General features: G+C 58.9%; 14 protein-coding genes and 3 pseudogenes. 9 read left to right on the top strand and 8 right to left on the bottom strand.

Annotation, left to right across the window (positions count from 1 at the left end; all coding sequences use genetic code 11):
- Positions 1-136: 136 nt before the first annotated feature.
- Complete coding sequence (locus BUA38_RS11990) at positions 137-1,309, bottom strand: patatin-like phospholipase family protein (protein WP_072818112.1); 1,173 nt, start codon at positions 1,307-1,309, stop codon at positions 137-139.
- Between the two features lie 685 nt (positions 1,310-1,994).
- Here BUA38_RS11990 and BUA38_RS11995 point away from each other — a divergent pair.
- Positions 1,995-3,026 (top strand): cytochrome P450, encoded by a 1,032-nt coding sequence (locus tag BUA38_RS11995; protein WP_083587980.1) that lies wholly within the window; start codon positions 1,995-1,997, stop codon positions 3,024-3,026.
- A gap of 15 nt (positions 3,027-3,041) precedes the next feature.
- Here BUA38_RS11995 and BUA38_RS36680 read toward each other — a convergent pair.
- The 3 genes and pseudogenes from BUA38_RS36680 to BUA38_RS12005 form a co-directional block, all read right to left on the bottom strand.
- Positions 3,042-3,161, bottom strand: a pseudogene (locus tag BUA38_RS36680) (Ku protein); the annotation flags it as partial.
- 224 nt (positions 3,162-3,385) lie between these two features.
- Positions 3,386-4,498: a Gfo/Idh/MocA family protein gene (locus BUA38_RS12000; protein ID WP_072818113.1), complete on the bottom strand. Its 1,113-nt coding sequence runs from the start codon at positions 4,496-4,498 to the stop codon at positions 3,386-3,388.
- A 123-nt stretch (positions 4,499-4,621) separates the two neighbouring features.
- Positions 4,622-5,626 carry an aldo/keto reductase gene (locus tag BUA38_RS12005; RefSeq protein ID WP_072818114.1) on the bottom strand — a complete coding sequence of 335 codons (1,005 nt, stop codon included), beginning with the start codon at positions 5,624-5,626 and terminating at the stop codon, positions 4,622-4,624.
- 137 nt (positions 5,627-5,763) lie between these two features.
- On the opposite strand from BUA38_RS12005, the gene BUA38_RS12010 reads away from it, so the two are divergent.
- Positions 5,764-6,663, top strand: a complete 900-nt coding sequence (locus BUA38_RS12010; RefSeq protein ID WP_072818115.1) for a LysR family transcriptional regulator — start codon at positions 5,764-5,766, stop codon at positions 6,661-6,663.
- Positions 6,664-6,812: 149 nt separating this feature from the next.
- Here the strand turns inward: BUA38_RS12010 and BUA38_RS12015 are convergent, their stop codons facing one another.
- Positions 6,813-7,727 (bottom strand): LysR family transcriptional regulator, encoded by a 915-nt coding sequence (locus BUA38_RS12015; RefSeq protein ID WP_072818116.1) that lies wholly within the window; start codon positions 7,725-7,727, stop codon positions 6,813-6,815.
- A gap of 102 nt (positions 7,728-7,829) precedes the next feature.
- On the opposite strand from BUA38_RS12015, the gene BUA38_RS12020 reads away from it, so the two are divergent.
- Together BUA38_RS12020 and BUA38_RS36685 are read left to right on the top strand one after the other, a co-directional pair.
- Complete coding sequence (locus BUA38_RS12020) at positions 7,830-8,831, top strand: aldo/keto reductase family protein (RefSeq protein WP_072818117.1); 1,002 nt, start codon at positions 7,830-7,832, stop codon at positions 8,829-8,831.
- 215 nt (positions 8,832-9,046) lie between these two features.
- Positions 9,047-9,223: a hypothetical protein gene (locus tag BUA38_RS36685; protein WP_156898504.1), complete on the top strand. Its 177-nt coding sequence runs from the start codon at positions 9,047-9,049 to the stop codon at positions 9,221-9,223.
- A 332-nt stretch (positions 9,224-9,555) separates the two neighbouring features.
- On the opposite strand, the gene BUA38_RS12025 is transcribed toward BUA38_RS36685, so the two are convergent.
- The gene (locus BUA38_RS12025) at positions 9,556-10,353 is read right to left on the bottom strand and encodes an adenylate/guanylate cyclase domain-containing protein (protein WP_244553243.1); all 798 of its coding nucleotides are present in this window, start codon (positions 10,351-10,353) and stop codon (positions 9,556-9,558) included.
- A 467-nt stretch (positions 10,354-10,820) separates the two neighbouring features.
- Here BUA38_RS12025 and BUA38_RS12030 point away from each other — a divergent pair, with 467 nt between their 5' ends.
- Together BUA38_RS12030 and BUA38_RS12035 are read left to right on the top strand one after the other, a co-directional pair.
- Complete coding sequence (locus BUA38_RS12030; protein ID WP_072826059.1) at positions 10,821-11,831, top strand: fumarylacetoacetate hydrolase family protein; 1,011 nt, start codon at positions 10,821-10,823, stop codon at positions 11,829-11,831.
- A 104-nt stretch (positions 11,832-11,935) separates the two neighbouring features.
- Positions 11,936-13,306 carry an IS5/IS1182 family transposase gene (locus tag BUA38_RS12035; protein WP_072818119.1) on the top strand — a complete coding sequence of 457 codons (1,371 nt, stop codon included), beginning with the start codon at positions 11,936-11,938 and terminating at the stop codon, positions 13,304-13,306.
- 548 nt (positions 13,307-13,854) lie between these two features.
- Here the strand turns inward: BUA38_RS12035 and BUA38_RS12040 are convergent.
- Together BUA38_RS12040 and BUA38_RS12045 are read right to left on the bottom strand one after the other, a co-directional pair.
- On the bottom strand, positions 13,855-15,009 hold the full coding sequence (locus BUA38_RS12040; protein ID WP_072818120.1) for an IS110 family transposase: 1,155 nt from the start codon (positions 15,007-15,009) through the stop codon (positions 13,855-13,857).
- Positions 15,010-15,233: 224 nt separating this feature from the next.
- Positions 15,234-16,285, bottom strand: a pseudogene (locus BUA38_RS12045) (IS110 family transposase).
- Between the two features lie 308 nt (positions 16,286-16,593).
- Between BUA38_RS12045 and BUA38_RS12050 the strand changes: the two are divergent.
- From BUA38_RS12050 to BUA38_RS12060, 3 genes and pseudogenes are all read left to right on the top strand, one after another.
- The gene (locus tag BUA38_RS12050; RefSeq protein WP_072818121.1) at positions 16,594-17,796 is read left to right on the top strand and encodes a tetratricopeptide repeat protein; all 1,203 of its coding nucleotides are present in this window, start codon (positions 16,594-16,596) and stop codon (positions 17,794-17,796) included.
- A 246-nt stretch (positions 17,797-18,042) separates the two neighbouring features.
- A complete protein-coding gene (locus BUA38_RS12055; RefSeq protein ID WP_072826060.1) occupies positions 18,043-19,029 on the top strand; it encodes an ABC transporter substrate-binding protein in 987 nt (328 codons plus the stop codon).
- A 161-nt stretch (positions 19,030-19,190) separates the two neighbouring features.
- A pseudogene (locus tag BUA38_RS12060) lies at positions 19,191-20,222 on the top strand (IS110 family transposase).
- Positions 20,223-20,444: the final 222 nt, after the last annotated feature.

Below are 20,444 nucleotides of genomic sequence, written 5' to 3' on the forward strand. Positions count from 1 at the left end.
CCATCGGAGCAAGGTATGCGCCCGTTTTTAAACTATACCGTATCGTTTTTACTTTAGCAAGCCGGCCTTGGCGGTAGAATAAAGTTTGGCGCCGTCGATAAAGAGCGCAGTCGATGCAGCGCTTGTCGTTTTGTCCCTAGTCGCGACCGTCCCGCTCCAGGTCGAAAACCGCGACGCTTTCGTGATTGGCAGGTCGTTTCAGAACATTCGGATGCCGTAGCGTCCGCACCGTGTCTTGGTAACCGGCGCGCCAATGAGTCTCCATGCTTGAGCGCGAGAATTCGTAGTCTTTAGAGTTTCCCTCGTAGTTCTTGGCCCGATAGATTAAGTGTACCATGTTGTAGACCTTGCGGCCGGCGATGGAGCCGAGCAGTTTCGCATTGGGTTCGTCCTTCAGATTATCAGGTAGGCTCTCAAGCAAGGCGGCGACGGTGTTGCGTATCCGCTGGGCACGCTTGAACTGGTCCGTGTTGGCTCGGGTGCGGCTGGAATATTGGATCTCTTTTTGTCGCGTTTCGACTTCGGCCATGTTGCCAGGAAAATCTCCCCGCGCACTCCATAGGTCGACCTGGAACGCCAGCGTGTCCTGGCGCGGAGTGCTGTCCAGCACCCATTGCAACGGGGTGTTCGAGATAAGGCCGCCATCCCAATAGCGCTCGCCGTCGATTTCGACCGCCGCAAAGGCCGGCGGCAATGCGCCGCTAGCCATCACGTGCTCGGGCCGGATCGTGTGGGTCGTCGAGTCAAAATAAACGAAATTGCCACTCCGCACGTTGACCGCGCCGACGCTGAACCGCATTTCCCGAGCGTTGATGCGGTCAAAATCGACAAGGCTTTCGAGCGTGCTTCTTAGCGCGGACGCATCGTAGAAGCTGGTCGCTTCGATCGATCCCGTCGGATGCAGCCAGGGAGACAGAAGTCGCGGCGCGAAAAATCCGGACGCACCGCTCAACATGGCTGAATTGGCGCTGATTTGGTTCATGAGTCCACGGACCCAGTCGCCCTTCGCCAAAGGCGTCAGAAAATCCTGCGGCCAGCTCCCAAAGACATCCGAGGTAACGCGCTCCCAGAACTCTCGTAGCTTTTCCACCCGCCTTTCCGGCGGGTTGCCTGCGATAAGGGCCGAATTGATGGCCCCGATCGAAATACCCGCTACCCAGTCCGGGTGGATGCCGGATTGCACCAGTGCCTCATATACGCCAGCCTGGTAAGCTCCAAGGGCGCCACCCCCCTGCAGCAGCAACGCGATGCACTCGAAGGGCGGGCGGCCCTCAGTGCAATGGTGTTTTTTCTGGTCGGCCGGCAACATGATTTTAAGGCTCCTCCAAGGTGGCCTTAGGTTCTCCGAGATCCACAGCAGGCTCACCATGGCCTCGACACCGCCGGCGAATAGGTCGTCAAGCGGTCGGAGACTAATCGCTAAAGAATCTGGCGGATCCCGGTGTCAGGGGCCTTCTGAATCGCGTCAAGGAGCAACTCGTGCCGTTGACGACATCAATCTGGGCTGACGGATCATTTCCGGGCGCGAAGGTGACTACCTCACGCCGCATACGTGGCATCCCGCGACGTCATTCACTCCTTTTGTGCGCGGCCGCACTTGTCGGCATCATGCCCGCGTGCTATGTAAACGATACAGTATAGTTTCCATCGTGCCAAGCCCGGCAAGCGAATTTTTTGCGGAGCCGGCTTGAGAGGCATGGATAGCCGAGGAACCCAGTTCTCACCGAAATCAGGAGTCACGGGAGGCCGCCTTCTTTTAGTGGTTTCCGACTTTGCGGAAACGCCGCTCGGATAACCGGCCTTATTCGTGAGGATGCAGGAACATCTCCCCAGTGCACCACCCAGACCGTCAAGATGATCAAAAGACTTCGTTCTTGAGGAGTGAGAGGAACCAAACTCCGTTTGAACGAATATCCAACGAAGTGGTCAGGATTCGCGGCATCCAACTTGCGCGCCAGATCCTTCGGAGCGACGGTCTCCGGCAAGCTGGATTCATGGCGGAGATTGCAAATCGATTCACAAAGCGTAGCCGTGCGCCCGTCCTCTTTCAGGAGGGGGACGCTCATCGGAAACAAAGGAGTGCTACGGCGCGCTTCTTTGCTCCCAAGGTCGTCGCTACTCGCTACCGTCAACTTATGCTGGAGCAGAGCAAGCGATTGATGAAGGACTTGCGTTCGACCGGCCGCGCTCAACTGGATTCGCTGGGCCTGGAGCTGTCTGTCGCCGTGACCGCCGAGATAGTTGGGCTGACTGATCGGTGCAGCCCTGGTTTGGCAAACCGGTTAAGTAGCTTCTGCAACGAAGAGCAGCAGAGTTCCGGAAGGCTGGCGACCTTCACAAGAATGGCCTTTGCCCTTTATCGGATGGTGCGGTTTTTCTTATGCGACGTGATGCCGGCGATAAGGTCGCGCAGGATTGTTCGGCGGCAAGACATCATTTCGCATCTGATCGATCAAGGCTACAGCAACCGGGAAATTCTTATCGAGTGCATAACCTACGGCGCAGCGGGCGTCGCGACAACCCGCGAACTGATCGTTGTGGCTGCCTGGCATCTCTTTGACCGCATGGATCTGCGGATGCGGTTTCTGAATGGTGACGAAATCGACCGAATCGCAATCCTTGAGGAGGTGATTAGACTTGAACCTGTCGTTGGCCTGCTTTATCGGCGCGCCGAACAGAACCTGCTTCTCGACAACAACGGACGAGCGGAAAGTATATCGGCCGGCACGTTGCTCGCGATAGACATTCGAGCCGTCAACGTCGATCCCGCGGCCGCGGGAGTCTGTCCTTACAGACTCGATCCGGACCGACGGATTGAGGATCATAGATTTCCCGGAAGCCTGATGAGTTTTGGTGATGGTCCGCATCGTTGTCCCGGTGCAGCGGTCGCATTGCTAGAAAGCGCAATTTTCCTCAACCACCTTTTTAGGGTTCCTGGAATTCGGCTGACGCACACGCCTACGATGACGTCGAATCCACTAGTCGAAAGCTACGAACTCCGGGGTGCCATCGTCGAGTGCAACTAGCGCCTTCAATCAGGCTTTACCGGCTCGCTTCTGGTTGATCAGGTCAATCAAGGCAGTCTCATAGTGGTCCTCGAACTTCTCAGGCCCGAACGACCCAGACTCCTGGTTGACGATATGCTTGGCAAGATCGAGCATACTCCCCTCCCAAAGGTGACGCCCCAACACCGACTGGATCACCTCTGTCCCGCCGTGGCACCTCGTTAAAGGACGGTTGCAGCTGCATTTGGCCGGCTATATTAGGTCTCGCGGATGCTTATAAGAATGCCGTAAATATAGCGGAGCGGGACCGGTCCCGCGCGGCGCGGCCCTTGCTGCCGAAGAAGAGCGCGTTTTTCCGACCCATTCTTCGATTGGCTGACTCAGGTTAACTTGGTGCGACGCTCGGTTTCGGCAGCTTCCTCAACTGCCGCGATCACCCGATGCAGCGCGACCGCGTCGTCGAAGCTTGGCGCCGTGTGGGTGCCTTCCTGCAGGTCCTTGGCCATTCTGGCGTAGTTGCGGGCGATGTTCCCGGGGATCACCTCCACAGGGAAGCCAGTACGGTAGGACGCAGGAACCTCCAGCGTCTGGAACGCCTTCTGGTCGCCCCGCGCACCCTTGAGCGAGAGCGGCACGAGCTGCGCGTGGCCGAAGGGGCCGGATACCCGGATATCTCCCTTCGTGCCGTTGATCTCCCAGAGGAGGCCGTCGCCGTCCCGCGCCATCCCGCCGCGATAGTGAATGGAGACGGGTGCGCCGTTGGTCAATACTCCGCTCACCAGTACCTGGTCAGGAGCGGACACAGGCAACGTCTCGCCGGTATCGGCGACAAGCGCCGTGGTACGCCTAGTGGAGAGCACCGAAGATACATCTGCGAACTTGCCCAGCACATCGGTAAGCGCAGCGAGCGTATGTCCCACCGGAATCGTCAGCATGGTGGCGCCACCAGCCTTGTCGAGCAGATAGGCATTGTCTTTCTTCTGAGGGATGACCCCGCCCCAGCCACCGCCTCGCGCGATTAGTGTGGTCGACAGCACCTCGCCGACGAAGCCGTCCGCGATGAGCTTCTTCAAATACTCAATTTCCGGGGCGACACGCGCTTGCGTTCCGATCACGCCCAACACGCCCTTGGCCCGGGCGACCGCGGCGAGTTTCTCGGCTTCCGCCAGGCCGTTGCCCAGAGGCCATTCGCAATAGACGTGTTTGCCCGCTTCGATCGCCGCCTTAACGATCTCCAGATGATGGGTCACCTTGACCGTGACGGTCACGATGTCGATCTCGGGTGCCGAAACCATCTCCGCAACATTTGCGTATGCCTTCGGCAGACCCATAGCGGCGGCCGCCGCTTGGGAACTTTCCAGGCTGGTGTTAGCGACGCCGGCGATCTCGAAGCTCTCAGGCAGCGCGCGCAGCGCAGGGACATGGCCTCGGGCTGCCCAGCTCCTGCCAGGTTGCAACCCGACGATGCCCACCTTGAAGCGTTGTTCAGTCATAATGTTCGGTTCTCCATCGGCCTGTCTCGGCCGGGCCGTAGTTTGTGCTCAAGCCCATACAAGCCGGAGGCCGATGGTTGAGACCACAAGGGCGCTCCGGCCGATTCACGCGTCTTCATCTGGTTACTCCGGGTGCGGTGATTGGCGCTCGGACAGCTTGAGGACTGCGGGCGGCAGCCGCTCGCCAACGACCTCGATCCGGGCCAGGCGCGCCTCGATGGCGGCCATGTCCTCATCGGAAAGGCTCACTTCGGACGCGCCGAGATTTTCCTTCACGCGGTCTAATCGGCGCGTGCCGAAGATCGGCACGATGCTGGGCCCTCTTGCCAGGAGCCAGGCGAGCGCAACCTGCGCGGCGGTGGCGCCCTTGGCCGCGGCGAGCAGTTCGACGGCCTCGACCACAGCCTGGTTGGCCTTCATCGCCTCGGGAGTGAAGCGCGGGGATCCCGCGCGGAAGTCGTTCACACCGAAGCTCGACGTACTCGGAACCTTGCCGGTCAGGTAGCCCATCCCGAGCGGGCTCCAAGGCACGAAGCCGATGCCTAGTTCTTCGCAGAGAGGCAGCACCTCCGGCTCCGGGTCGCGGGTCCACAGCGAATATTCGCTTTGGATCGCAGTGACGGGCTGGACGGCATGGGCGCGGCGGATAGTGTCCGCCGCCGCTTCTGAAAGACCGAAGTGGCGCACCTTGCCGGCCGCAATCAGGTCCTTCACCGCGCCGGCAACGTCCTCGATGGGGACGTTTGGATCGACGCGGTGCTGGTAGAGAAGATCGATGTGGCTGGTGCCGAGGCGTCGCAGCATCGCATCCGTTGTGCGCTTGATGCGCTCCGGCTGGCTGTTGAGCCCGCGACGTTCGCCCGTCGTCGGATCAATGTCGAAGCCGAACTTGGTGGCGATCAAGACCTCATTGCGGAAGGGCGCCAGCGCTTCCCCGACCAAGGCTTCGTTGGTCCAGGGACCGTAGACCTCGGCAGTATCAAAGAGGGTGACGCCGAGGTCTAGGGCGCCGCGTATGACGCGGATGCTCTCGGCCTTTTCCGGCGCTTGGCCGTAGGTCGAAGCGAAGCTCAGGATTCCAAAGCCGAGTTCGGACACCTCCAGGGCGCCCAACTTTCTCATGCGCATCTTGCAACTCCTATCGAACCGGATGGCCGAGCGCCGTCGGCGGCGCTGGCCGTCGATGATGTCGAGCGAAGATGGACTGGCAGCGTGCAGTCGATTAGAGTGGTAATCGTGCATGAAGCTATTAGCGAGGCTTATGAATGCTGAACGACGAACTGAGCGACCTCGCGAACTTCGCCGCTGTTGCGGATGCCCGCAGCTTCACGCGCGCCGCGGCCAAGCTTGGGAAGTCGCAGTCAGCCTTGAGCCAGTCGGTCCGCCGGCTAGAAGAGCGCCTGAAGCAGCGTCTACTCACGCGCACCACCCGCAGCGTGATGCCGACGCCTGCGGGCGAGCAACTCTTGAGCACGCTTCGCCCCGCTCTTGGCGAGATCGAGGCTCAGCTCAATGCGCTCAGCGAGCTGCGTGAATTGCCCTCGGGATCGCTCCGGCTCACCGCCGGCCGGCATGCCGTTGAGACGGTGTTGTGGCCCGCCCTGCTTCGGCTGAATACGCGCTATCCCGACATCAAGGTTGAGGTGTCGATCGAACCCGCTCTCACAGACATCGTCATCGAACAGTACGACGCCGGCGTTCGGAGGGGGGAACAGATCGCCCGGGATATGATCGCCCTGCGTATCGGCCCTGATCTACGGATGGTGGTCGTCGGATGCCCGGCCTACCTCGCAGAACACGGCATCCCGGTCGAACCGCAGGACCTCACGCATCATCGCTGCTGCAACATCCGCCTGCCGACCTCCGGCGGCCTTTATGCCTGGGAGTTCGAGCGCGACGGGCGCAGCGTCACCGTCAACGTCGATGGCCCCTTCGTCCTGAACGACATGCGCCTGCTCATCGATGCCGCCCTTCATGGCGCGGGGTTGGCGATCGTGTTGGAGGACATGGTGGCGCCGTTCACCGCCGATGGACGCCTGGTCCGGGTATTGGAAGACTGGAGCCCGCCGATCTCCGGCTACCATCTCTATTACCCTAATCGGCGCCACCCTTCCCCGGCGTTCGCTGCGCTTCTGAAGGAACTACGGGCCAACTCTCATCTATAAGTAGGGCGAATGGCGGATAGCGCGTACCACCGGTGACCGGCGTTGTGCTGCGGACGATATCGCGCCGGACGAGGACGACGAGGCGATCACCTTGTCAGCGCGGTCGGTTGCTGCGCACGCGCCGCGATCGACCGCCCGTCCGGTGTCCTTCAAGACGCCTTCGCGCGATTCCGATAGACCACCTCCTTGGCCAGATCGACGAAGGCACGAAAGCTCGCGGCCATGTGGCGGCGTCCCGGATAATAGAGGCAATATCCGGGATAGGAGGGCGTCCACTCGCTTAGAACTTCAATCAGCCTGCCTGAGGCGATGTCATCAGCAACCGTCCACTCGCCTACATAGGCAAGACCGATACCGGCCCTGCTCGCTTGCGCGATCATCTCGGGCTCATCGAGTGTGAGGGGCCCCGGCACATCGATCCTCATCGCTTCGCCGTGACGTTCAAACTCCCAGCGGTAGAGGGCGCCGCTTGAATAGCGCGCGCGGATGCATTCATGATCCATCAGATCGGCCGGCGCGGTGGGCCGGGACCTGTTTGCGAAATAGCTTGGCGCCCCGACCACGACATGCCGCGTATGTGGACCAAGCGGCATCGCGATCATGTCCTGCGGAACCGCTTCAGCCAAACGCACCCCGGCGTCGAACCCGTCCGTGATGATGTCGATCAGCCGCCCCTCGGTTACGATTTCGATCTTCATCTCGCTATAGCGACGAAGATACTCGACGACGAAGGGCATCAGCAGCCGGCGTCCCCCGGCGAGCGAGCAACTGAATCGTAGTGTGCCTGTCGGTTTGCGGCTGTGATCGGCGATCGCCTGAGCGGCATTGCGGATGTCCGACAGCGCCGGCGCGATTGCCTCGACGTATTCGCGGCCAGCACTCGTCAGGGCGACGTTGCGCGTCGTGCGGTTGAAGAGGCGAACGCCAAGACGGTTCTCAAGACCGGCGACGGCATTGCCGATCGCTGTCGGTGACATCTCAAGTTCGCGTGCCGCCGCACGGAAGCTTCCTAGCCTGGCGATGGCGACCACAGCCTCGAGTTCCATCAGTCCACTCTTGTGCATTGTCACGATTCTCTGGATACGCCATCGCAGTTTATCTCGATTATCGAGACGATCAAAGTCCGTTATGGGAGAAGCCATACTCAATGACGCAAGGCGGTCGGAATGCCCAAAGCCCCCATCACCAACATCACCTTCGGCACCATGACGCTCGGCTACCGCGGATACGGAGCCCGGGTTCATGACGCTGCGACCGCAGACGCAATGCTTGGCGCCGTCTTGGAATTTGGCCACAACCAGCTCGACACGTGCTCTGTCTATGGCGATGGAAGCTGCGAACAGATGTTGGGTGATCTCCGCGCCGGCGAACGGTTCGGCATCGCCACGCGGATTCCTTCCGGAAACACTCGCGGCCACGAACCTGAGAATCTGAAGCGAGTCTTCAAGGAGTCCCTGGCGCGCCTGAAGACCGACAAGGTCAAGATCTTCTATTTAGTGACGCGCGACAACGCAACGCCGATCGAATCGACGCTGTCGACCGTTCAGGAACTTCATGATGAAGGCCTGTTTGAAGAGTTCGGCGTCAGCAATTTCAGCGCGTGGCACGTGGCAGAGACATCGGAAATAGCCGCGCGCCATGGATGGATAAGGCCGAGCGTCTACCAGGGAATGTACAACGCGATCACGCGTGCGGTTGAACCGGAACTGTTCAAATGCCTCGGCAACTATGGCATCCGCTTCCATGCTTTCAATCCGCTGGCCGGCGGCGCTTTCAGCAGGAATTTTGCCGATAGCGCTGCGGTAGCCGGTTCGCGTTTCGACAGCTCAACTGCTCAAGGAAAACTGTATCGCGATCGCTATCTGAACGACGCCTATCTCGATGCCTTGGCGGAAATCCACCGATCGTGTGTGGGCCATGGTCTCGATGCGGTCTCCGTGGCGCTGCGCTGGCTGATTCATCACTCCCAGCTAAACGCCGGACGCAACGACGGCGTCATCATCGGCGCCTCTTCACTGGAGCATCTGCGGCACAATCTTACGGCCGTGACTGAAGGTCCGTTGCCACCCGATGTCCTGATTGCGATCGACGATGCAGCCCTCAAGGCCCAGCCGAAATGGCCACCCTATTTCTTCGGCAACGAGGTCTTCGGTCCTGGAGCGAAGTGAAGCGCGGTTGTAGAGTTAAAGAGCAACCGTCGGGTTGGAGCGGCGGCTGGCCGTCCCGGTCGGCTCAGCCCGCAAAGTCGGAACGCGAAGACCGAGACATTATAACAACAGTCGTCGTGCAAAATTCCAAAATGCTGACCCGGACGCGTGGTTAAGAAAACGTTAACTGATTTGTGGAGATATAAGCGCACCGATGATTCCAGAAGGAGTTCTCGATGGCGAAGTTTGCGATTGGCGAGACGGTCGATAACGCAGCCGACGACCATGAGGTGGGTAAGGTCATCGCCGTGTTCCCAACAGACGACGGCCACTTTAGATACGCGGTTGACATGGAAGGGTACGGCGCGCTCCAGTTTTTCAACGAAGAAAAACTAGTCGTTCACCCCTGCTAGGAATGGCTCATGATGGGCCGCGCAACGCGGCCCGTGGTGAGGCCAATTCGCAAGATCAAACTCGATCGTGTGTACGCGCAACCGTGGGGTCCGCGTTACCCCCGCGAACGGAAGTAGTTTGGCGAGCCCTTAAGGTCCGGAAATGGGATGGACCGGCCGTGCTCCCGCCCCGAACCACTCAGACAATGAGCGGAGGGCTGAGAAGCACGAGGAGCAGATCGCCATGCCCCATAATAAAACCGCTACCGTCGCACAAACCATTGGCATCGATACGGGCAAGAATAAGGGCCATAACCCGACATGCGGTCAGGTCCATCGCCACAGAGACATCATCATGCGGTTTGAGCAGTGGGAATATCGAGACCGACTACATCAATCCCTTCTACACGTCCGCGAATTGGAAGCCGCCCCAGATCGCGAACCTTCACCGGCAGTGCGGACCGAAACTGCTCCATGCCCGCTCGCGATGCGAGAAAACCGCCCTCAACGCTGCGGCTGAGTTCCTCAAGTCGCGCAGCCGCGTTCATGACATCGCCGTTGAAGACGATCGCGCGCTTTATGTCGCCGATTTCGCCGACGATCACCGCTCCAAAATGTAGACTTCCGCGAATGCGGGGTAGGACTCCGAACTCCCGCTCAAGCTGGCCAGCTGCGAGCGATAATTCATCGCGCATCGCTATGAAACAACGCAGCGGACGGCAATCGACTGCGCCGCTGCGTTCGCGCCAGGTCACGATCACCTCGTCGCCGACATAGTTAAGGACTTCACCCCGATAATCGACCACGGCAAGGGTAAGCAGACGAAAGGTGCGATCGAGCAGGCGATGAATGGCGATCCCGCCGAGCCGCTCGGCCAGTCCCGTTGATCCCGCTATATCGACAAAAAGCACGAAGCGGTTTTCCTCGACCGGGAGATGATATCGCCCAGTGACGAAGTTTAGGAATGCGCGGGGCCCGATGATGTTGGCGATCCCGAGAACGAGGTTGGCCAAAACCACGAATACAACGGAGTAGACGATAGATATCCAGAAGGTCTTGCGAGACGGATCGGGAGGAACCCGCGCGATAATCTCACCCAACTGGAAGTACAGAATGGGAACGATGATAGCCGCATAGATTGCGGTTCGCACCAGCAGATTGGCTGTGAACGAAAGGCTACCAAGCCACGGACGCATCGGACCTTCCAGGACGAACAGCGAGATGCCGCCGAGCGCGACCCCAAGAAAGACTCCATACGCAATCCCTGCCGCTATCGCAGAAGGCGACATGAGACCATTTGCAACAACGAAAGCGACTCCTCCGATCGCGCTGGCAACGGTGACGACCGCAAGCAGTCGCAGCTTTCTTTCAAGCCGTGCGTTCATCGGACCCTCATCTGTCTATAGCGCTAAGAGAGGCGACATGCGCCCTTTGCAACACAGTATAACCACGAGAATTGCTTCCTAGTCCGTTGCGGGACGTATCGCGGACATTGCCACCGAAGATATATATTTGCGGGGCGCAACGTTCGGCTCTTCCAATTCGACCCTCCTTCTGTATCGTCGGCCAATTGGAGCGAGCCGAGCTTGCGCCTAACCGTTTTCAAACGGAGGAAACGATGACCACGCGCCGGGATTTCATCAAGACCGCAGTCGCGGCAACCGTCGGCACCTCGGCCTTCGGGCAAGCAACACAAGCAAAGACGGATCCTGCGACTGGGCCAAAACAATTGCCACGGGGGCTAACTCTGCTCTCGATTGCAAAGGCTGGCGGTGCCGAGACACTCGGCGTGAAGTTGCCGAGTGGCATTCTGGACGTCGCGGACGCGCGAGAGGCATTGAAGATCAACGCGCCAACGACGCTTGAGGATCTCCTTGCCTCTGGGAATGCTGGTGCTCTCGAGCAACTGATCGCCGCAGGGAAGGACCGACGGGAATTCCTGCGCGACGAGGTCAATATCAAATTCGGCCGCTTGTTTACGAAGCCCGGGAAGATCGTTTGTGTGGGCTTGAACTATAAGGAACACGCCGAGGAAGCCGGGGAGAAACTCCCGACAGTGCCCATCCTGTTCAACAAATTCAATAATACACTCAGCGCTCACAATTGCACGATCAAGCTTCCGCCTCGCGAAGTCTCCTATAAGTTCGACTATGAGACCGAACTCCTAGTAGTAATGGGAAAGACGGCTCGCAACGTTTCGGAAGCGGAGGCCCTCGACTATGTGGCTGGTTACGCGATTGGACACGACTTCTCAGCCCGCGATCTGCAGCTCGAGACGGGCGGCCAATGGATGGTCGGCAAGACGTTGGACGATTTCGCGCCCATAGGACCGTACTTCGTATCGGCGGATCTAGTGGATCCAAACAATCTGTCTATCGAGACGTTTGTGAACGATGAGACAAAGCCGCGTCAGTCGTCCCATACCTCGAAGTTTATCTTCAATCCGCAGAAGGTGATTTCATACACTTCCAAGATGTTTGCGCTGGAGCCGGGAGACATCATCTTCACTGGTACCCCTTCGGGGGTGATCATAGGTATGCCGAAGGAAAAGCAGGTTTGGCTCAAGGCTGGCGACAGAATCGTAAGCCGGATCGATAAACTTGGAACGTTGAAGTTTGATCTCGCTTGAGAGAAAAACTTCCGCCATTGGCAGATTTTGTTGCAGAAGTCGGTTGAGACAGGCCTCCAACCGTGATTCCGTTGTGTCGACGCGAATCGCGGCGAGGTCGATCCATGATGGGCCGTCTGAAGAGTGACCAAGGTCAACTGTTCTACGAGTTTCATCTTGGCGAGGCGGTTCCCGAAGATCATCTGGTGCGGAAGATCGATGCTGCTCTCGATCTTTCCTGGCTTCGCAGCGAACTGGCACCTCATTATTCATCGATGGGTCGCCCATCAATCGATCCGGAGTTGATGATCCGGATGCTGGTCGTGGGGTATGTCTTTGCGATCCGCTCGGAGCGATTGATCTGCCGTGAAGTGCAGGTGAACCTCGCCTATCGCTGGTTCTGCAAGCTCGGCATCGAAGATGCCATCCCGGACCATTCAGCGTTCTCGCGTGCCCGCAACGAGCGTTTCCGCGAGGGGAATGTTTTTCGCCACGTGTTCGAGCGGGTCGTCGAAGCGTGCCTCGCGGCTGGGCTGGTTGGGGGTGAAGGTTTTGCCGTTGATGCGAGCCTGATCGCGGCCGACGCCAACAAGCAGCGCTCGATCGCGGGTCAGGATTGGCGCAGGGATCGCGATCCGGCGAGGTCTAGCCGTGCGGTGAAGGAGTATCTGGCGACCCTCGACGATGCGGCGTGGGGCGCCGCCAGCGACGTTGTCCCGAAGTTCGTCTCGCCGTCCGATCCGGCGGCGCAGTGGACCGGGGCTCACAAGGGGCCAGCGTTCTTCGCTTCCTCCGACAACTATCTCATCGACGTGAAGTTCGGCGTCATCGTTGACGTGGAGGCATCCCGCTCCATTCGCCAGGCCGAGGTCGGCGCGGCGAGGACCATGCTCGAGCGAACGGAGGAGCGCTTCGGCCTCAAGCCGGAGCGGCTTGCGGCCGATACCGCCTACGGGACGGCTTCGATGCTGAACTGGCTGGTCGAGGAGAAGGGCATCGCGCCACATATTCCGGTGAACGACAAGTCGCAGCGAGACGATGGCACCTTCTCACGCAGCGATTTTCGATATGATCCGGCAAGCGACATCTACCTCTGCCCGGGTGGAAAGCGGCTCAGGACGAGCGGCACGGTGCACGATGACAAGACGCTTCTGTATCGTGCCAGCAGGCGGGACTGCGGGATATGCCCGCTCAAACCCCAGTGCTGCCCAAAGGAGCCATCACGCAAGATCCCGCGCGACATCCATGAGCGCGCCCGCGACGTTGCCCGGTCTTTCGTTGGCTCCGAGGGCTTTGAGCAGTCGCGGCGTGAGCGCAAGAAGATCGAGATGCGCTTTGCACACCTCAAACGTATTCTGAGGCTCGACCGGCTTCGACTGCGTGGCCCACGAGGGGCCCAAGATGAATTTGTTCTAGCCGCCATCGCCCAGAACCTACGACGGCTAGCCAAATTGGTCGCCCGGCCGCCGCCATATGCGCTTCAGTGCATCGCGTAGCGTCACAGTTGCGTAAACATCAGGGTGGCAGCCGCTCAGGATTGAGCGGCATCAACCGCCCCGTCAAAAACCTCAATCGCAATCCTCGCCAACCCAACCAACTACTTTCGCAACAAAATCGGCACTTTTCCGACGTTACCGACCACGCAGTCCACGTCTGTTCACGAGGGTAAAGCGGACTCGCAACGTACCTGCGAAACGACGCGAATGACCCGGATGTATGGACCGGCTGCTTTTCGCAAGAGAGATCGTGCGTGGATAGCGGAAGTCGCTGATAAGTATCCGGCCTCACATGATGATTCCTCTGTCAACGGTTTTCTGCCGACGGCGATCCGAGGTGAGCTCTCTTGCTGCAGGGCTTCCCTGCTAACCTCACATCCGGCGGGATGGTAATCCCGACCACTGTCCCACATTCGGGACGGGAGAGCTTCGAAGGAACGGCACCACTCTGTGAAGACGGCGCCGAAGCGCCACGCCGGACAACGGCGACGTTCCCTCGGATCACCGGACCGCTGTGCCGTTGCAGCGCTGCCCGGTTTCGGCGACGGTTAGATGGAGGGCTTCATGACCGCACCCTCAAGCATCACACCGTCGATGACGAACCGCCATAAGGCAACCAGGAGTTTACGCGCGAGCGCGACCACCATGACCTTGCGAACGCGGCGGCCAGTCGAACCGACGCGCTCACGGAACCAGACCACCTGCGTGGCGCCCGGTTGGTAGCGTTGCCAAAGCCAGGCCAATTCGACCATCACTGTTCTGAGCCGACGGTTGCCCGCTTTCCCGATGCCCCGCTCACGATCGATGCCCCCGCTGTTATACGGGGTCGAGGTGAGGCCGGCGTATGACCCGAGCGCCTTGCCATTAGCGAAGCGTCGAACAAATGCTTCTCGCACCAGCACGGTTGCGCTCTGCACACCGATGCCGCGCAGGCGGATGAGTTGCTGGATCATTTTTCCGGCCTGGTCCGGAGCGTCAGTTTTAGCGACGGCATCACGTTCAAGTTCTAACTCCGCAATCTGCACAAGCACGAGTTCCAGCCTCGTAAGCAAACGCGCGATCTTGGCCAATGCATTTGGCGGTATCGGATTGCCAAGGCCGGTCCGCAGCTCAGTCAGCCGGCGGCGACGGCTTTGAAGAAGGGGATTGTAATCGTCCGCGCCCAGTGTCGCCAGAATGGCGCCGATCCGATTCACGAGGCCGACGCGCTCGGAGACCAGCTCACTCCGCTCCCGGACACACCGCCGCGCATCCTCATCGGCTTCGTCTGGGATTGGCACCATCGAACAGACGCGGGGCTCACCGCGAAGCCAGGCAAGCAAAGTGCGCAACAGCAGCTCCGCATCGATGCCGTCCGATTTGGCGCGACGCATGCGCCGGTCCACCGGTACACTCGAAGGCTGGACGACGTGCACCTCTATGTCATGCGCTATGAGCCATCTCGCCAGCCAAAACCCGCACCATCCGGCCTCATAGCTGGCGATCACGCGCTTGACCGGGCGACCAGCGGCAGCAGCTCGGGTTCGATAGCCATTAATCGCCACCAACAGATCATTTTTATTCGGCTCGATAGTCCGCTTTGCCTTGGTCTGCGAAAGGCCAGGCACCTGCCCCGCTAACACCCAGCTCTTGTTGCTCAACTCAATCGCTAGAACGAGCGTTTGATCGTAATCGACAGGCAGAATGTTGGTCGAATGATTCATGATCAGACCTCCGGTTTAGGAGGACGCAGCTTAGCTCCTCTGCGCCTCAATCATGGGATCTGTTTGATCGGCTCGCGGGCCGTGGCCTTGATGGGAATACGCACGCATCTTGGTCTCATTAACGGACAGGTTGGCGAACAACCATTCGGGTCACCAGACTCTCGATGCGTTCATCGATCCGTTCCATGCATTTTCTCTGTCGCGAACTCCGATGAGGTCTTGGCTCAGATCGCCACGGCCTCGTGACGGTTGATGTCAAAGGTCTTTTCGTTACGCAGGATGCTCCAGGCGATCCGTGCCAGTTTGTTGGCGAGGGCCGTCGCCAGCTTGTTGCGGTGAAGACGTGGTGCTGCGTTCAGAAGCCATGCTCCAAAGCTGAAGCGCTCCCAATTGTGCGGACGCATCAGGATGACGTTTGCGGCCTGGATGAACAGGGTTCTGAGATACTTGCTCCCGCGCTTGGAAATGCGGCCGAGGATGGATCGGCCACCTGTGCTGTACTGGCGTGGTACGAGACCAAGCCATGCGCCGAAATCGCGTCCGCGCTCGAATGCCTCGCCGGTACCAATGGCGGCGACCACGGCGGTCGAGATCAGCGGGCCAATGCCGGGAACGCTCATGAGGCGCTGGCAATTGGCTTCCTTCTCGCTGATCTTCTCGACTCACCGGTGATCGTCTCGATTCGTTTATCGAGCGAAATCCAGTCCTCATAAAGGCCCGCGATCAGGCCGCCCATCCGGGGCGATATCTCGTCCTGGCGGTTCTTTAAAATTGCCAAGAGAGAGTTGCGCAGAGCCCTCGATCCGGTCCTGACCGCGATGCCTTGCTCGATAAGGAAGGCTCGGATCTGATTGATCGTGGCAGTCCGACGCGAGACCAGGCGGGAGCGAACGCGATGGCAGGCCTGAAGATCGAGTTGATCCTGTGTCTTCTCGCGCACGGTGCGCAGGTTCGGCCGCAGGGATGCTTCAGCAATGGCTTCGGCATTGTTGTAATCGTTCTTTTGCCCCTTCACGAACGGCTTCACATAGATCGCAGGGATGATCCTGGGCTCATGCCCAAGCTGCCGCAGAGCCCGGCTGATAAAGTGCGCACTCAGGCACGCCTCCATGCCGACGATGCTCGCAGGCAGTCTTTTGAAGGTCTCAATGAGCGCAAGTCGCTTGATCTTGCGGCGAAAAGCGATCTTACCGTCTGCGCTAAAGCCGACAATGTGGAAAACTTCCTTGCCAATGTCGACGCCGATCGAGGCCAAGGGCGGTGTGGTGGTATCCATGGGCTGCTTCTCCGGGTGCTGCGGTATAGTCTTTGAAGACTATCCCCGCGGGGGAAGCAGCCGGTCCATCCCATTAGCGGAGATTTCGCGCGCCAACCAGATGCAACGGCGGAGGATGCCCGTTCCAGCGGCATACCGTGCAACGATTGCTTCGCAGCATCCGCCGCAAGAGCACGACGGCAGGGCCGTAGACCGTTCGGAGACAGGCCTATAGAATAATTAAGCGAATGCTTAACAGGGATATAGAAGGCCGATCCAATGAGGAAGCAGTGCTGGCTTATGGAGGAGCGTGCGCTGCGGCAATTGTAATGTTGACGTTATCCTCGGCGGACGCACAGTCGCAAAATTGGAAGTGGTGCGCCAAGCTGGTGCCGAACGTTACGCCGGACATGCAAATATTCGGCTGCAAAGCGCTGATAAAATCGGACAGCACAAGTCGACCGGACGCGGCTTTCTCCTACAATCTCGGTAACGGGTATTATGACAAACAGGATTACCAACTAGCTATCGCCAACTACAACGACGCCCTCCGGATCAGACCCCGTGACGTGCATGCATTAAAAAATCGGGGGAGAGCGTATCACTTTAGCGGCGATTACGATCGTGCAATCGCCGACTATAATGAGGTCATCCGGCTTAGCCCAGATGATAGCGTTCCGTTTTTTCTTCGAGGCTTGGCGAACTACAGAAAGAAGGACTACGACCGCGCGATTTCAGATTACGATCAGGCTCTTCTGCTTAATCCAACAGACGAGGAATCTTTTGGCGCACGCGGAAATGCCTATTTCGACAAGAAGGACTATGATCGTGCCATCGCTAGCTATAACGAAGCGCTTCGGATCAAGCCAAATTATTTGAACGCATTGCACAACCGCGGCCGGTCTTACGAAATTAGGAACAACTACGATGCGGCCATTGCCGATTTCGGTGACGTGATCAGGATCGATCCTACCAACGCAAGTGTCCGCAACGAGCGTTGCTGGCTAAGGGCAATTACTGGTCACGATTTGCAAGAAGCACTTCTCGACTGCGATGAATCGCTTCGCCTTAATCCCGACGGCCACGCGCTTAACAGCCGTGGGCTCGTGCAACTCAAACTAGGTGCATTCGACCGAGCGATTACTGACTACGACGCGGCCATCATATTCAACGGAAATGACGCCGATTCATTATACGGGCGCGGCGTTGCGAAACTGAAGTTGGGCGATACAGCCGCCGACATCGCCGCCGCCAAAGCAGTGAAAGCCGACATCGCGGATGTCTATTCCAGTTACGGCATAGACGGGATTAGCCCTGTAGCCGGGATTAGCCCTGCAGCCACGCCTCCCACAGCTCAAACTGTTCAGACAGCGCCTTCCGCGGCGGGCGACTGTTCGCGAGCCGAGACGCATTGGAAGAGCGCCGAAGATATCAGAACGCTTGCGGCCTATCAGGACCACCTTAAGCGTTTTCCCAATTGTGATTTTGCGGGGCTAGCGGCCGCACGCATTGAGCAACTATCAAGGAACTAGTAGGATGTGCTATTGGCACCGAACGGACATGCCGCGATGTCCGAGTTGAATCTGCTTTCGGGGTTAAACCAGACCTCACGATTGCGGACGCCGACTTGCGAGTTTGACCCATCTCGGTCATTGCGCGAAGCCGGATTTTGTAACACAATTCACCCGCCGCGTCCTTTTCGCTTCCACTCATTTCTGATTTGATCCTCTGCATTACATGCCGAAGGCGGTCGGTCCTGTACCTTGGGGCTCGAAGAGATGAGACGGCGTCAACTCGTGGGGGGAATTGTCGGATCGGCGATATTCTGGCCGTTCGACGTGCTTGGGCAGCAAAGATCACCGGTGCGGCGCATCGCAGTTTTGTTGGGTTCGGCACCGTCCCCGCAGGCTGAGCAGTATCTTTCCGCGTTTTTTCTTCGTCTCGCAGACTTGGGATGGAAGGCGGGAGTTAACCTGCAAGCTGATGTTCGTTGGTGGAAAGACGGACAAGACCAGATGAAGCCCATTGTGGCGGAGCTGCTCGCATCGTCACCTGATGTTGTCGTTGCTTTCACCAATCTCGCCGTAGCCATTTTAAGGCCGTTCGCAGGAGACATCCCGATCGTATTTGTCGGCGTCGGCGACCCGATTGGTGACGGGATCGTATCAAGCCTGGCTCATCCTGGCGGCACTATCACTGGTTTTACCAGCCACGACGCTTCGATGGGCGGCAAATGGCTCGAAATGTTTAAGGAAGGCTGCCCTTCTCTGGCTCGCGTTACGGTGATCCTTCATCCAGAAACGCGTACCCACCGTGCGCATTGGCAATCCCTGGCGGCTGCAGCACCCCAATTCGGGATTGAGGCGACGGCTGCTGCTGTACACGACGCAGCCGAAATCGAGAATGCGATAGTCTCGTGTGCTTCAATGGAGAACGCAGGAATAGTTGTTCTTCCTCATGCCGTGACGCTTGTAAATCGCGAGCTCATTGTCGCGCTGTCGCTACGCTACCGCTTGCCTGCCATGTTCCCCGCCTTCGGAGCCATCGCGGCAGGGGCGCTCTTTTCTTATAGTCTGGACTGGGAAGTGAGCTTCCGCGGGACCGCTGAATACGTTGATCGCATTCTACGCGGCGAGCGGCCGGGCGATCTTCCGGTGCAGGAGCCAACCAAGTTCTGGCTTGCCGTCAACCTCAAGACTGCGAGCGCAATCGGGGTCGCGGTCCCTGCTTCCTTTGTGAGCCGCGCCGACGAGGTGATCGAGTAGAGCCGCGTTGCTGCACCGCATGAGTCCGGAAGTGGCACAAAGATGGGGTAATCGGCCGGCCCAGCTTGTGGATAGCTGAAGATTTTGGGTGCTGCGCTTCAGGCTGATGGTGAAACGAGGTCCGTGGTAACGGCCTCAAGCATCAGAAGGAGAAGCGCAGCATGGACCATTTTGCTGGATTGGACGTATCGGTCAAGGAGACAAGTGTCTGCATTGTGGATGACACGGGCAGGATCGCGAAGGAATTAAGGGTAGCAAGCGAGCCAGACGCTCTGCTGCGGGTTCTGGGGAACCCGGCCTACCGTTTCAAGCGGATCGGATTGGAGGCTGGGCCGCTGTCGCAATGGCTTTTCGGTGCGCTTGCCGAAGCAGGCTTGCCTGTCATCTGTGTCGAGACGCGGCACATGCGGGCGGTTCTGAAGGCGCAGATCAACAAGACGGATCGCAACGATGCGCGCGGTATGGCCCAGATGATGCGGGCGGGGCTTTATCGCCCGGTGCATGTGAAGACGCTACGCAGTCAGAAACTGCGAATGCTGTTGACCCATCGCAAACTGCTGCAGTCCAAGGCCATCGCCATCGATAACGACCTGCGAGGTACTTTGCGCAACTTCGGCCTCAAGGTGGGCGTGGTAGGAACGGTGAAGTTCGAGGCGCGCATCAAGGAGCTTGTCGAAAGCTTCCCGGATCTTGCTGAGTTAGTCGAACCGCTGCTGATTGTCCGGCGGACGCTTCGTGAGCAGATCGGCATTCTTCATCGTCGCTTGCTGGCTATCGTTCGGAATGATGATGTGTGCCGGCGCCTGATGACCATCCTGGGTGTTGGTCCCGTTGTGGCACTGACCTATCGCGCAACTGTCGACGTGCCCGCCCGCTTCCGAAACTCCAAGGCGGTCGGGGCGGTGTTTGGGCTCACGCCTTCCAGGTATCAATCTGGCGAGATTGACCGACCCGGCGCCATATCAAGGTGCGGTGACGAGATGATGCGGGCAATGCTCTACGAAGCGGCTCATATCATGCTGGTGCGTTTGGCAAAGTGGTCCTGGCTCAAGGCCTAGGCCATGAAGATCGCCAGGCACCGCGGGATGAAGAAGGCGATCGTGGCGCTGGCGCGCCGGTTGGCGGTGATCATGCACCGCATCTGGGTTGACGGTACCGAGTTCCGATGGAGCCGGGAAGTTACAGCGGCGTAGGATTAAACGCGATAGGAGGACACTCGAGCTCCACCGAGCGGTGGAATGATGTCCCTCGCGGGACGATGGATGAGGTGAGTTCGTATGTCCGCTTGGACCCACTGTCTGTAAGACGGCAAGGCCGCCCCAAAGATTGTTCCACCTCGTCTTCGAATCCCATACTGGAAGGGCCTTGGTGCCGATTCCGAAGAGAAGCACGAGCCCGTGGGCGACACCAACACC

Source organism: Bradyrhizobium erythrophlei, from assembly GCF_900142985.1.
Lineage (GTDB): Bacteria > Pseudomonadota > Alphaproteobacteria > Rhizobiales > Xanthobacteraceae > Bradyrhizobium > Bradyrhizobium erythrophlei_B.

Coding starts and splice junctions, on each gene's coding strand:
- BUA38_RS11990 (WP_072818112.1), bottom strand. CDS start 1,309: ATGTTGCCGGCCGACCAGAAAAAACACCATTGCACTGAGGGCCGCCCG.
- BUA38_RS11995 (WP_083587980.1), top strand. CDS start 1,995: ATGGCGGAGATTGCAAATCGATTCACAAAGCGTAGCCGTGCGCCCGTC.
- BUA38_RS12000 (WP_072818113.1), bottom strand. CDS start 4,498: ATGACTGAACAACGCTTCAAGGTGGGCATCGTCGGGTTGCAACCTGGC.
- BUA38_RS12005 (WP_072818114.1), bottom strand. CDS start 5,626: ATGCGCATGAGAAAGTTGGGCGCCCTGGAGGTGTCCGAACTCGGCTTT.
- BUA38_RS12010 (WP_072818115.1), top strand. CDS start 5,764: ATGCTGAACGACGAACTGAGCGACCTCGCGAACTTCGCCGCTGTTGCG.
- BUA38_RS12015 (WP_072818116.1), bottom strand. CDS start 7,727: ATGCACAAGAGTGGACTGATGGAACTCGAGGCTGTGGTCGCCATCGCC.
- BUA38_RS12020 (WP_072818117.1), top strand. CDS start 7,830: ATGCCCAAAGCCCCCATCACCAACATCACCTTCGGCACCATGACGCTC.
- BUA38_RS36685 (WP_156898504.1), top strand. CDS start 9,047: ATGGCGAAGTTTGCGATTGGCGAGACGGTCGATAACGCAGCCGACGAC.
- BUA38_RS12030 (WP_072826059.1), top strand. CDS start 10,821: ATGACCACGCGCCGGGATTTCATCAAGACCGCAGTCGCGGCAACCGTC.
- BUA38_RS12035 (WP_072818119.1), top strand. CDS start 11,936: ATGATGGGCCGTCTGAAGAGTGACCAAGGTCAACTGTTCTACGAGTTT.
- BUA38_RS12040 (WP_072818120.1), bottom strand. CDS start 15,009: ATGAATCATTCGACCAACATTCTGCCTGTCGATTACGATCAAACGCTC.
- BUA38_RS12050 (WP_072818121.1), top strand. CDS start 16,594: ATGTTGACGTTATCCTCGGCGGACGCACAGTCGCAAAATTGGAAGTGG.
- BUA38_RS12055 (WP_072826060.1), top strand. CDS start 18,043: ATGAGACGGCGTCAACTCGTGGGGGGAATTGTCGGATCGGCGATATTC.